A 12,304-nucleotide genomic window follows, 5' to 3' on the forward strand; every position below is an offset into this window, starting at 1 on the left:
AAGCGTGTCTATCCCGACCGAATCGCCCGCAGCCACGGCTCCCCCGGCCAATGCGTGCCGCCGATCTCGATCACGCGGAGTTTGGACGCCAGCACGTAGACCGCGAGCGCGCCGAAGAACGTCGCGGGCGTCGACAGCAGATGCCAGCCGAGGGTCGCTGCCAGCGGGTAGCCAGCCGCTTCGAGTAGTTCACGTCCGGCCCGCAGGGCCGCAAACACCACCGGGTGGCAGACGTAGATCCCGACGGCGTAGCTCCCCCACGACGGCAGCGGCGTCCCACGACCGAGTTGTGGCCGCGAGAGGAGGAACAAAAACAGCGAGGCTGTCAGCAGCGCGGTCGTGATCCCGTAGCTCGGCGCGTAGACGTACGCGCCGAAGGCCTCGCCGCGCAGTGGGTAGCCCAGCGCATAGAACTCGCCGAACTGGGCGAGAGCGAACACGCCCGTCGCGGCGAGATACCGCCGACTGCGGTCGGACGAGGGCCGCCAGTCGCGGGCGGCGATCGTGTAGCCGAGGCCGGTATAAAAGAAGCCGAAAAACAGCCCGTCGCGGATCTCGAAGGGCACCTCGACGAACATGGTGTAGTTCGTCCCAAGCAAGCCGACGACGTGGAACGCCGCCGCGACCGGCAGCAGATAGCCGGGCTTACCGACCGCGATGAAGGCGTATACGAGGAGGAACGACACCGCCAGCGCCGGGAGGAACCACAGGATTTCGGAGACCGAGGTGCCGTAGTACAGCAGTTCGACCGGCGAGAGGAACGCGGCGACCGTCTCGATGGCGGCCGGAGCCAGCGGTCGACCGTCGAGTGCCTCGCTGCCGACGAGACCGATGAAAAACACTGGCGCGGACAAGGCCAATCCGAACACGTAGAACGACGAGATCGACGCGACCCGTTTTTTCAGGTAGGCGGTCGGCTCCCGGTCGGCAGTTTTGAGCGCGAACAGGAAGCCAGCGGTGACGAAAAAGAACGGCACGGCGAAGCGGGCGGTCGTTTTAATTGCAAAGTTAACCATGTTGCCCAGCGTGCCGACCCCCTGAAACGGGTCGGTATGGATCATCACGATGAAGCCCATCGCAACGATTCGCATCGCATCGAGGCTGTAGATTCGCTCGCCCATCGGTGTTCACTAACGGCCATCTGTTAAATGACTGTTTTCATCCGTTCGTCCGCCTCAGCCGTCGAACTGCCGATTTTGGCAGTTCTAAATACAAGGGAGAGCCGTTATCCCGACCGAATCGCCCGCAGCCACGGCTCGCCCGGCCAGTGGGTGCCGCCGATCTCGATGACGCGGAGCCGGTCGGCCGCCAGATAGACCAACACCGAGAGGACGAACAGCGTCGGCGTCAACAGCAGATGCCAGAGGATCGTTCCATCGATGGTGTAGCCACTCGCCTCCAGGACGTCGCGCCCGGCACGGATCAGCGCGAACACCGCCGGATGGACGACGTAGATGCCGACCGCGTAGCTCCCCCACGACGGCAGCGGCGTGTCGGCACCGAGCTTCGGCCGTGATAAGAGAAACAGAAACAGCGACGCGGTAAACAGCGCCGTCGAGATCCCGTAGCTCGGTGCATAGACGTACGCGCCGAAGGCCTCGCCGCGCAGCAGGTATCCTAACACATAGTATTCGACCAGTTGCAGGGCCGCAAAGGCGACGACGAGCCCGCCGAGCAGCCGACTCCGGCTGGCGCTCGGCTTCCAGTCCCGACTGCGGATCGTAAAGCCGAGACTCGTATAAAAGAAGCCGAAAAACAGCGCGTCCCGAATCTCGACGGGGATATCGACGAACATCGTGTAGGTCGATCCCAGCAGGCCGACGATATGGAACGCCAGCGCAATCGGGAGCACGTAGGCCCCTTTATCAAAGCGGATGAAGGGATAGACGAAGAGGAACGAAAACAGCAGCGCGGGGAGGAACCAGAGGATATCCGAGACGGAGGTGCCGTAGTAGAACAGGGCGACGGGATCGACGTACTCCGTGAGGCTCTCGGTGACGGTCTGTTCAAGCGAGCGACCGTCGACGGCGGCGCGGGCGAGCCGACCGGCGAGGAACGTCGGCGCACAGAGCAGCAGTCCGAACACGTAGATGGAGCTAATCGACGTCACCCGGCTGCGGACGTAGTCGGCCGGGTCGCGCTGGGCGGCTTTGATCGCGAAGAAGTAGCCCGAAGTCATGAAGAAAAACGGCACCGCGAACCGGGCGGTCGTCTTGATGACGAACGTCGTCATGTTCCCGTAGTCGTTGAGCCCGGCGAACGGATCGGTGTGAATCATGACGATAAACACCATAGCGACGATCCGCATGGCGTCGATGCTGTAGATACGGTCGGCCATGATCCGACCAACCGCCCTGCTACTAATGGGTATTTTTGCGTATATCCAACCCGGTTTGCGTGATGTGTCTCGAAAACTAGGTTCTCGGGTCGGTCGGCGGTGAAAGAGGGCGGTTATGCGTCCTCGCTGGTGTCGATCGCGTCGTCCCCGCCGTACGGCGCGTTCGACTTCGCGTTGTCGTCGGTGTCGCGCTCGGTGACGATGCCATCACCGTACGGTGCGTTCGACTTCGCGTTATCATCGGTGTCGCGCTCGGTGACAACCCCTTTGTCACCGTACGGACCGGCGGCTTTTCGCTCCTTTTCGCCCTCGCTTTCCTCGACGATCCCCTCGTCGCCGTACGGTCCGGCCGCCTTCCGCTCCTTTTCGCCCTCGCTTTCCTCGACGATGTCGATTTCTTCGGTGTCGTTCATGGATCGGTGTATTTACTCACTACTGAGTTCTCACAAACTTATCAGTTCGTATGCTGTCGCTTTTTTCCACCGGAACTGGGAGCGACCGCCATATCGTCGCGAAACCGGTGCTGAGAGAGTTCGACTGTATGAGGATTTAAGCCCGACCTGTCCCAAAGGCGGCTATGGGAATCCTTTCGCGAACCTCCTACGTCATTCGGTCGAAGATCAACGCGATCCTCAATCGGTCGGAGGATCCGAGCGAGACGCTCGACTACTCCTACGAGAAGATGCGCGACGAACTCCAGGACGTCAAACAGGGAATCGCCGACCTGACGACCCAGAAGAAGCGTCTGGAGATCCAGAAACGGCGGCTCGAAGAGAACGTCGAGAAACACAACAGCCAGGCCCGGGAGGCCGTCCAGCAGGATCGAGACGATCTGGCCCGGCAGGCCCTCGAAAAGAAGAAATCGAAGATGTCCCAGATCGAGGAGCTGGAGACCCAGATCGCCGATCTCGAAAACACCCAGGAGAACCTCGTCGAGAAGAAAAACAAGCTCCAGGGACGGATCGAGGAGTTCAAGACCAAAAAGGAAACGATGAAAGCCCGCTACGAGGCCGCCGAGGCCTCGACCAGGGTTTCAGAAGCGATGACCGGCGTTGGCGACGAGATGGACGACGTCGCCCGCTCGATCGAGCGCGCCGAAGAGCGAACCGACGAGATGGAGGCCCGTTCGGAGGCGATGGACGAACTGGAGGACTCGGGAGCCTTCGAGGACGCCCTCTCGGATAAGGACAGCATCGACCGCGAACTCGACGAGCTCTCTTCGAGCCGGGAGGTCGACTCCGAGCTCGATACGCTGAAAGCCGAGATGGGGAAAGCACCCGCCGAGGAAGAATCCGACACCGCCGACGAGGCGTCGGCCGATCTCGACGAGGAGCTGAACGCCGAGGGCGACGTCGACGTTGATGCCGAACTCGAAGACGCCGAAGTCGAAGCCGAACTGGACGAACTCAAAGACGACGAGTCCTAAGCGGGGAGCGAACAGCCACGCGCGGACGACAGTCGGCCAGGCGGGAGGCTCCGGACTGTTTTGGGAGTCTCGCCCATCGGTAGCAGTACCGAATGAGCGACGCAGCCCCAAGTGATCGTCTCGAAGACCGGACCGCGGGGAGTCGGTACTGGATACGCCTGCTGATCGCGGCCGACCGATGGCTGCTGGTTGCAGTCATCCTTGCCGGGATATTCAGTCTTCTCGTCGTCACGAGCCAGCTCGGATTGGCTCCGCTCCGCGAGATCGCGGCCACCCAAAACGGTGTCAGATACCTGTTTTCGCCGTTTATCGGGGCGATCATCACCGGCACCTCGATCGTTGTCACCATCAACCAGCTCGTGCTCTCACAGGAGCTCGGTGCGGTCGGCGACCAGCGCAACCGGATGCAGGAGTCGATGGAGTTTCAGACGGACGTCGAATCGAAACTCGGCGTTGGCGTCAGCAATCCGGAGCCCGCGGCGTTCCTGGATCAACTCCTCGATGGGATCGACGACCGGGCCACCCGACTGGGCGAGACGATGACTGCGGACCACGACGCCGAGCGGTCCAACCCGATCGACGACTTGGTCGAGGACGTCACCCGGAACGCGGAGACGGTCAGGAACGAGCTCGACGGCGCGCAGTTCGGGACGTTCGAGGTGATGCTGGCCGCGCTCAACTTCAACTACTCCTGGAAGATCTACGCCGCCCGCCGGATACAGCACCACCACGGCGAGTCGCTGTCGACCGAGGCCGACGAGGCGCTCGACGAACTGCTCTCGCTGTTGAAGTTCTTCGGCGAGGCGCGAGAACACTTCAAGACGCTGTATTTCCAGTGGGAGCTGATCAACCTCTCGCGGGCGCTCCTTTATATTGCAGTGCCCGCGCTAGCTGTGGTCGGGGTGTTCCTCATGTACGTCGATGCGACCACTCTGTACGGGACGACACTGGGGGTCGACAACCTCGTCTGGCTGGCCAGCGCGGGCTTTGCGCTCGGGGTGGCTCCGTTCGTCGTCTTTATCGTCTTCATCCTGCGGATCGCAACCGTTGCCAAACACACCCTTGCGATGGGGCCGTTCATCCTGCGCGAGACCGAACGGGAGGGGGATGTCGAATGAGGGACGGTTGGTTCGTGACACCCGGTCGGACGGCACGCAGACTGAAAGCCAAGTGTCGCGTAGGGAGGCCCTAATGGTTCGTCGACCAAGCCGCCGACAGCTGCTCGGTGGTGTCGGAAGCGTCCTCACGGTCGGCCTCACCGGCTGTACCGACGGTAGCGGCGGGCCGGACTACGAGCGTGAGGCCGTCGAGCTCCCGGCGGCTGCGGAGCCACGAACCACCGCCGAACTCTCGGTGGCGACCCAACAGGCGACGACCGAGCCGAACGATGCGGTGGCACCGACGAGCGCCGTCGACCTCACCGACCACGCGTTCGTCTTCGAGTCGGGGTATCTCGGCGCGACAGTCCAGGGGACGGTCGTCAACCGAGCGGGCAGCCGGATCGATAGCTGCGAGGTCCGTGTGCGCGTCTACAACGGCGATGACCAACTGCTCGGCCGGTACCTCGATCGCGTGGGCGGCCTCGACAGTGGCCGGTCGTGGCGGTTCACCGTGATCGTGCTCGAAGCGCCGGGCGATATCGCGTACTACGATATCACGGCCCTCGGGACGCCAGGGTGAGCGCCCGCGATGATTTTAGTAGCTGCCATGGGAACACCGACGCAATGCCACGAACACTACTGGTGCCGGTCGATGGCTCACCCCAGTCGAAGGAGGCACTGCGGTACACAGTCGAGACGTTTCCCGACGCCGAACTCGTCGTCGTCCACGTTCTGAACCCGGCCGCAGGGACCGGTGATCTCGACGGAATGATCGCCGATACCGCCGGAATCATCGACGAACAACAGGAGTTTGCCGAGGAACTGTTCGATGAGGCCCGCGAGATCGTCGGTGCCGAACGCATCGTCGACACCGAACTGCTGGTGGGGCGGGCAGCCACCGAAATCGTCGGCTACGCGGACGACAACGCGGTCGACGAGATCGTGATGGGCAGCCACGGCCGGGATGGGGCGGCTCGGCTCCTCTTGGGCAGCGTCTCCGAGACCGTCGTCCGGCGGTCGCCGGTGCCCGTCACAGTCGTCCGATAGGCTGGTAGTCGGCGGCTACTGGCGGGAGAACAGAGGTTAAAAGCGGACTAACCGTGTCGTCCAGAAATCCGTCATCGCGTGATCGAGTGCCGCCTCGGGTTTGCCACCGGCATCGGTGCTGGCGGTGTGGTCGGCGAGGCCCGACAGTTCCTGGAGCACCGACTGCTCGCCGGTCAGGATTACCCGGTCGGGGTTGGCCCGATCGATGTGGTCGACCAGTAGCTCGCGGGCCTCGTCGAGATGGTCGTCGATCTGTTCGTTCCGAATTCGCTCGAAGCGGCCCTGTGAGAACCCACCCTTCGAGTGGTCGGATTTGACGTTGCTTTCGAACCCTGCGAACTCGGTTCGATCGCCGTCCTCGTAGACACCGACGGCGAACACGTCGGCCCGGACCACCCCGAACACGAGGCTGCCAGTGGGTCGGAACCACGACTCATCGACCCGGAACGTCTCGGCCCAGTCGACGAATCCCTCGGGGGTGATCGGCGGCCGGAGCGCGACCGAGACGAGCCCCGCGTCATCAGTATAATAAATAGCTGGCGCGGCACGCCGAACCAGCGGCCCACAGTCACCCGCGGCCTCGCTGACCGTCTCCGGGAGGGCAGCCTCCGCGTCGACGACCGCCGCACTCAGCGCACCTTCCGGCCCCGTTTGAAACGATCGGAGCCGGTCGAGCACCGCGGCGAGGCGGCCGCCACGGAGCGATTCGGTGCCGCGGACGGTGCGGTCGGTGGCCGTCTCGCGGTCGGCCTCGCGGTCGAGGCGGTCTTCGAGTTCGATGATCTTGTCTTCGAGTTTGTTGACTCGCTGTTCGGCCTGCTGGCGATCAGCGACCGCATCGGATCGCCGCTCGGATTCGGCCGCCAGCTGGCGCTCCAGGTGGTGTTTTTCCTCTTCTAACTCCTGGATGCGCGCTTTGAGTTCGGCCCGGCCGAGCAGTTCGTCAAGCATACAGGAAGGGCGCGTTCAGCGAACTTGAAACGTTGGGTCGGCGCTGCAAGCGGCAGTTGCCGGTTCGGGACGCTTATAAATCGACCGTCCGTACGTCTGACAGTTGATGCGCTCGTCCAGAGACCGGGTCCCCGACATCGCCGGGTTCGTACCCGTGTTGCTCGCCAATCTGGTTCCGCTGGTCGGTGTCGCTGTCTTCGGCTGGGAGGCGTCGACGGTGGTCGTGATTTATGTCCTGGAGGTGCTGTGGTCGTTTCCGCTCGCGGGGGCCAAGGCGTTGTTCGCCCAGCGGCCGCCACGCACGGACCGCGAGAGCATATACGATCTTTCCGAGGCTGTCCTCGTCAATAAGCGCGGCAGTCTGAAGCCGGTCTCGTGGCTCCCGCCAGTCCACCCCCGGAACGTGCCGTTCGCGCTCGCCGTCGCTGGCGGCGCGGGCTGGTTCGCCGTCTTCGTGGGGTTCGTGCTCGGTCCGGAGTTACCGCTCGTCGACGCGGTACTGCGCCCGGAAGTCGTCGTGAGCCTCGCGGCGCTGGCGGTCGGCCAGCTCGTCGAGATCGGCCGCGACTACATCGGCGACGGCCGCTACGAGACTACCTCGCCGTTTGCGGTCGTCGAAACCCCGGCGCGACAGGCGTTGTTTCTGACCGCTCTCCTGTTTGTCGTGCCAGCAGTCGGCGACAGGGTCGACCTTGCGGTCGGGGCGTTCGTCGTCGGGAAACTCGTCATCGAGTGGTCGGCGTTCCGGGCGACCCACGGGACCGAAGGGCGGCTCACGGCGTGGCTCTCGGGCCCCGACACACCGGCCGAGCGTCCCGACCGGCCACAGGTTCCCGACAGCGCGCCCACTGCGGTCGTCTCGACGGCCGACCGCGCGGTGTGGCTGACCGCCGTCGGCCGGACGCTCACGACCGTCGTGCCGAGATATCTCAAACCGTTCGTGATCGCCTGGCTCGTGTCAGTTGCAGTGATCTCCTGGAGTGGACGCTCCGGGACAGCCGTAACCGGCGTGACGGTCGCGCTGTTCGGGCTGTTCGCCGCCGCGCTGGCGGCGAAAACGGCGGCCTACTACTACAGATACGGACCGCTCGAATACCGCCGGTACGGCGATCGACTGGTCGCCTACGACACGTGGCTCGACGAGCCGCAGTGGTCGACCCCGATCGACGTGCTCCGAGATGTCGAGATCGTCGGCAACCGGCTGGCCGATCGGCTGCTCGACACCCGGACGATCTCGCTGACGACGGGGTGGGGAGACGACGAGACTGAACGAACCGTCGGCCCGATCGCCGAGCCGGAGCAGTTGCTAACGGCGTTCGAACTCCCAATACGGTCGACGGAGCTGCCAGCGGTCGACCGACGTCTCGCGGCCGGAGCGGTCGGTGCGGCCGGGGTGGTCGGTGGCCTCGTCGGGCTCGCCGTGGTCGGTCCGTGGGCCTCGACCGGCGCGGTGTTGAACCTCCTGTTTTTGCTCCCGGTGTTGCTGCTGGCTCCGGTCGGCCTCTGGCGGCGAGCCGCAAGTGAGCGGTAGTCGGTGGGGCCGGAGCGAGGCTCAGACGCCAGTGGCTGGCTGCCAGCCCGAATACTGCAACAGCTCCATCGCACGGTTGGCCTTCGCCAGCAACACTTCGCGCTGGCTGGGCGAGGTCTCATCGAGCAGTTCGGCGGGTACAGCGAGCGTTCCCGATGGAACCCCCTCGTCGCCGTGGACGGGGAAGTGTGTGGTGTCGACTTTCATCACGAGCGGCGCGTCGAGCCGCTCGATGCCCTCGCCGTCCGTATACAACTGCTCGTTGACCGCTTCGTGGTCGTCCCGATGGATCACTGCCCGTTCGCCGTCGTGCGGCTCGACGTACAGTTTCCCGAGGTAGTAGCCGCCCGAAAATTGCTCGAACATACTATTCATGCCATGGTATACCATGGCGACTGATAAGCGTTGTCGAGGTGTTTTATATAGACCCGCAATGAGACTCCTCGGCAGGCAACCAAAGGAATGTCGACAGCGAACCGGTAGTAGTCGGCGTTTGTTTAAATAGTAGCAGTCGAGCAGGGGGCCAAACGGGGCCTAGTTCCACTCGACGTCGACCGATTCGAGGACGACATCGTCGTAGGGTTTGTCGTTGCCGTCGGTGCGAACCGAGCCGATCTCCTCGACGACGTCCATACCGTCGATGACTTCGCCGAACACCGAGTGTTTGCCGTCGAGGTGCGGGGTGGCATCGAGGGTGATGAAGAACTGCGAGCCGTTGGTGTTCGGCCCGGAGTTGGCCATACTAAGGACGCCCGCGCTGTCGTGGGTAAGTTCGTCGTGGAACTCGTCGTCGAACTGGTAGCCGGGGCCGCCGCGGCCGGTGCCGGTCGGGTCGCCGCCCTGGATCATAAAGCCCTCAATGATGCGGTGGAAGATGACGTCCTCGTAGAGGGGCTGGTTTTCGACGGTGTCGCCGGTCTCGGGGTCGGTCCACTCCTTGGAGCCGGTGGCGAGGCCGATGAAGTTGCCGACAGTATTGGGAGCGCGCTCCTCGAACAGTTCGACGGTGATGTCGCCGTGGTTCGTCTGTAGGGTCGCGGTTGGGTTTGCCATACAGGTCGACTGGCTGGCACGGTGAAAACAGTGCTGTCTCGGGGTCGGTCGTTTCGGCCAGCCGACGTCGTGGTGTGAATCAGCGAGCAGACCACTCACTGTCGACATGGTGCCACGGCTCAACGAGGTTTATGTAGGTCGCCTGCATAAGACGCTTCCAACCCGATGGAAGAGAGCATTTCCGGCTTCAAAGTACGCGGCGAGTGGAGCGACGTCGTCGAACACGGCGAACGCATCACCCAAGCACTCCGGGAGACGGGCACCGCGGAGAGCAAGCCGTTCGAAGCGGCCTTCGAGGAGTGGAACGAGTGGCGACCCAAAGCCCACGAACGGCTGAGCAAGGACGTCAACGAGAAGACGGCCGATCAGGCCAGCGTCGCCGAGGGCGAAGGCGAAAAGGCGGGCAAGGCCGCGACTGACGACGTCCGAGCCGCGGGTGAGAAGCTCTCTGAGTCCTACGAGAAGATGGACGAGGGCGACGACGAGGGCGCGGTCGAGCGCTGGCAGGATTCGATCGACTACGTCACCCGCGCGGCGGACTCGGTGGGCCGGAAGGCGATCCGAACCGTCGAGACCACCGTGTATCAGAAGGTGATGACACAGCTCGCGCCCTACTATTTCGACAACGACCTCATCAGTGCCAACATCCAGAAGTCGACCCAGGGCAACGGCGACGAGGAATTCATCTTCGAGGTCAACGTCAACGACGACGAGCTGAAAGAAGCGGTCTCCCAGCAGCTCGGCGAGTACGAGGACACCATCGACCGATGGCACGTCACCACCGAAAAGGAGACCGAAAGCGTCGAAGCCGCCGAGGGCGTCGAACCGCCCGAACCGCAGGACAACGACGACACCCGGTCGACGACCAACTGACAATGACCGATCCACTCCGCATCGAGCCCGGCGACCGAACGGCCGAAGCGATCGTCGACGAACTCACGGCCGGTCGCCGAATCCTGGTGACCGTCGAGATGCTCGGGCAGCCAAAGGAGATCAGCCTCCGGTACGACGGGACGCACTACTACTGCGATACGCCGACCCGGCTCCACAAACATAGCGATGCGAGCGAGATGCGGGAGTGTGTCCGCGAGATGGGGTACGGAACGTAGCCACGCCAAGCCGCGTGATTTTACTGTGGGTCGGTCCTACGGACGGGTATGACCGATTCGCCAGATATCGAAACGCTCGTGGGCACCACCGAGCCGGAGTTCGCCCACATCCTCTCGTGTGTGTTCGGCATCCGTGACCACGAGAGCCGGACCTATCTCACGCTCCTGGACAACCCTGGCAGTACCGTCGAGGAACTGGCCGAGACGCTCGACCGCGACCGGAGCAACGTCAACCGCTCGCTGTCGACGCTCCGAGAAAAGGGGCTGGCCGACCGGGAGCGCCGCCTCCTCGATCCGGGCGGCTACGTCTACCAGTACACCGCGGTCGAGCTCCCGACCGCCAAGGAGATGCTCCACAACGCCCTCGACGAATGGGCCGAGGCGGTCCACGATTCGATCGACGGGTTCGGCGACCGATAAGAAGGCTGCCGACAACCGACCGGCTTTTGAGGCCGCCGCGTCAGCATTAGACAATGAGTCTTGAGCTTTCTGCCCCGGCCCAGTCGGCCCCGGGCTGTGCGAACGACGACGACGTCTGGCTGGAGTGTATCGAGTGTGGCGAGCAGTTCGCCCCCTTCGACGACATCCGCTATACCTGTGACGACTGCGACGGCCTGCTTGAGGTCCGGTACGCCGAACCGCCGACCTTCGATGAGTTCGAGGGCCGTGGCGTCTGGCGGTACAACGCCGCCCTCCCATTCGAGGTGGGCGTCACCCTCCCCGAGGGCGACACGCCGCTCCACGAGGCCCCACGGCTCCGCGAGGATATCGGTGTCGACAAACTCCGCATCAAACACGAGGGGATGAACCCCACCGGCTCGTTCAAGGACCGCGGGATGACCGTCGGCGTCCGCGTGGCCAAGGAACTCGGCGTCGGGCGACTCGCCTGCGCCTCGACCGGCAACACCAGCGCGGCGCTGGCGGCCTACGGCGCCCGCGGCGGGATGGAAACGCTCGTCTTGCTGCCGTCGGGCAAAGTCGCCGCGGGAAAGATCGCCCAGGCGAGCCTGCACGACGCCCGGATCCTGGAGGTCGACGGCAACTTCGACTCCTGTCTCGACATCGTCCAGGAGCTCGCTGCCCGCGGCGAGGCCTACCTCCTCAATTCCCTCAATCCGTTCCGCCTGGAGGGCCAGAAGACGATCGGCTTCGAGATCCTCGAAGCACATTACGAGGACTACGGCGAGTATCCCGACCGGATCGTCCTCCCGGTCGGCAACGCGGGCAACACCTCGGCGCTCTACAAGGCGTTCCGCGAACTCGTCCAGAGCGGCTCGCTCGACGAGGATCAGGTACCGAAACTCACCGGCGTTCAAGCCGAGGGCGCAGCCCCGATGGTCGAGGCCGTCCGCGAGGGCAACGACGAGGTTCGGCGCTGGGAGCACGTCGAGACCAAGGCGACGGCGATCCGCATCGGCAACCCGGTCAACGCGCCGAAGGCGCTGCCCGGCATCCGCAACACTGGCGGCACTGCCGTGGCGGTCACCGACGAGGAGATCACCGACGCCCAGCGCGATCTCGCCGGAGAGGGGATCGGCGTCGAACCCGCCTCGGCGGCCTCCGTAGCTGGCCTCCGGAAACTCCGCCAGTCGGGCGAAATCAGTGCGGATGAATCGGTGGTCTGTCTCACCACCGGCCACCTGCTGAAGGACCCCGACGCCGCCTTCGCGGCCGGTGACGACCCCGAACCGGTGCCTAACGACACCGAAGCCGTCATCGACCACCTCCACGAGTAGGCAATCGACGGCA

15 protein-coding genes are annotated in these 12,304 nt (G+C 64.0%); 9 read left to right on the forward strand and 6 right to left on the reverse strand.

Annotated features, from left to right (window positions below):
• Positions 1-8: 8 nt before the first annotated feature.
• The 3 genes from NO877_RS09740 to NO877_RS09750 form a co-directional block, all read right to left on the reverse strand.
• Complete coding sequence (locus tag NO877_RS09740; RefSeq protein WP_256396146.1) at positions 9-1,121, reverse strand: acyltransferase; 1,113 nt, start codon at positions 1,119-1,121, stop codon at positions 9-11.
• Positions 1,122-1,225: 104 nt separating this feature from the next.
• Positions 1,226-2,338 (reverse strand): acyltransferase, encoded by a 1,113-nt coding sequence (locus tag NO877_RS09745; protein WP_256396147.1) that lies wholly within the window; start codon positions 2,336-2,338, stop codon positions 1,226-1,228.
• Between the two features lie 113 nt (positions 2,339-2,451).
• Entirely contained in the window at positions 2,452-2,751 is a 300-nt protein-coding gene (locus tag NO877_RS09750) for a hypothetical protein (protein WP_256396148.1), read from the reverse strand.
• A 164-nt stretch (positions 2,752-2,915) separates the two neighbouring features.
• On the opposite strand from NO877_RS09750, the gene NO877_RS09755 reads away from it, so the two are divergent.
• The 4 genes from NO877_RS09755 to NO877_RS09770 all read left to right on the forward strand — a co-directional run bounded on the left by NO877_RS09755 (position 2,916) and on the right by NO877_RS09770 (position 5,911).
• Positions 2,916-3,764, forward strand: coding sequence for a PspA/IM30 family protein (locus NO877_RS09755; RefSeq protein ID WP_256396149.1), 849 nt, complete (start codon positions 2,916-2,918; stop codon positions 3,762-3,764).
• A 92-nt stretch (positions 3,765-3,856) separates the two neighbouring features.
• On the forward strand, positions 3,857-4,882 hold the full coding sequence (locus NO877_RS09760) for a DUF7972 family membrane protein (protein WP_256396150.1): 1,026 nt from the start codon (positions 3,857-3,859) through the stop codon (positions 4,880-4,882).
• A gap of 73 nt (positions 4,883-4,955) precedes the next feature.
• Positions 4,956-5,444 carry an FxLYD domain-containing protein gene (locus NO877_RS09765; RefSeq protein WP_256396151.1) on the forward strand — a complete coding sequence of 163 codons (489 nt, stop codon included), beginning with the start codon at positions 4,956-4,958 and terminating at the stop codon, positions 5,442-5,444.
• 44 nt (positions 5,445-5,488) lie between these two features.
• On the forward strand, positions 5,489-5,911 hold the full coding sequence (locus NO877_RS09770) for a universal stress protein (RefSeq protein WP_256396152.1): 423 nt from the start codon (positions 5,489-5,491) through the stop codon (positions 5,909-5,911).
• Between the two features lie 36 nt (positions 5,912-5,947).
• Here NO877_RS09770 and NO877_RS09775 read toward each other — a convergent pair whose 3' ends face one another.
• Positions 5,948-6,862, reverse strand: a complete 915-nt coding sequence (locus NO877_RS09775; RefSeq protein WP_256396153.1) for a Vms1/Ankzf1 family peptidyl-tRNA hydrolase — start codon at positions 6,860-6,862, stop codon at positions 5,948-5,950.
• A 106-nt stretch (positions 6,863-6,968) separates the two neighbouring features.
• On the opposite strand from NO877_RS09775, the gene NO877_RS09780 reads away from it, so the two are divergent.
• Positions 6,969-8,393 carry a DUF6498-containing protein gene (locus NO877_RS09780; protein WP_256396154.1) on the forward strand — a complete coding sequence of 475 codons (1,425 nt, stop codon included), beginning with the start codon at positions 6,969-6,971 and terminating at the stop codon, positions 8,391-8,393.
• 21 nt (positions 8,394-8,414) lie between these two features.
• Here NO877_RS09780 and NO877_RS09785 read toward each other — a convergent pair whose 3' ends face one another.
• Together NO877_RS09785 and NO877_RS09790 are read right to left on the reverse strand one after the other, a co-directional pair.
• Positions 8,415-8,759 carry a DUF5802 family protein gene (locus tag NO877_RS09785; protein ID WP_256396155.1) on the reverse strand — a complete coding sequence of 115 codons (345 nt, stop codon included), beginning with the start codon at positions 8,757-8,759 and terminating at the stop codon, positions 8,415-8,417.
• 168 nt (positions 8,760-8,927) lie between these two features.
• Complete coding sequence (locus tag NO877_RS09790; RefSeq protein WP_256396156.1) at positions 8,928-9,446, reverse strand: peptidylprolyl isomerase; 519 nt, start codon at positions 9,444-9,446, stop codon at positions 8,928-8,930.
• A gap of 165 nt (positions 9,447-9,611) precedes the next feature.
• On the opposite strand from NO877_RS09790, the gene NO877_RS09795 reads away from it, so the two are divergent.
• From NO877_RS09795 to thrC, 4 genes are read left to right on the forward strand one after another with little or no spacing between them, the layout of a single operon-like run.
• Entirely contained in the window at positions 9,612-10,319 is a 708-nt protein-coding gene (locus NO877_RS09795) for a DUF5828 family protein (RefSeq protein ID WP_256396157.1), read from the forward strand.
• Between the two features lie 2 nt (positions 10,320-10,321).
• Positions 10,322-10,555 (forward strand): DUF8001 family protein, encoded by a 234-nt coding sequence (locus tag NO877_RS09800; RefSeq protein WP_256396158.1) that lies wholly within the window; start codon positions 10,322-10,324, stop codon positions 10,553-10,555.
• Positions 10,556-10,603: 48 nt separating this feature from the next.
• On the forward strand, positions 10,604-10,975 hold the full coding sequence (locus NO877_RS09805) for a helix-turn-helix domain-containing protein (RefSeq protein WP_256396159.1): 372 nt from the start codon (positions 10,604-10,606) through the stop codon (positions 10,973-10,975).
• A gap of 53 nt (positions 10,976-11,028) precedes the next feature.
• Positions 11,029-12,291 (forward strand): threonine synthase, encoded by a 1,263-nt coding sequence (gene thrC / locus NO877_RS09810; protein WP_256396160.1) that lies wholly within the window; start codon positions 11,029-11,031, stop codon positions 12,289-12,291.
• Positions 12,292-12,304 lie beyond the last annotated feature (13 nt).

The organism is Halohasta litorea, assembly GCF_024494645.1.
Classification (GTDB): Archaea; Halobacteriota; Halobacteria; order Halobacteriales; family Haloferacaceae; genus Halohasta; species Halohasta litorea.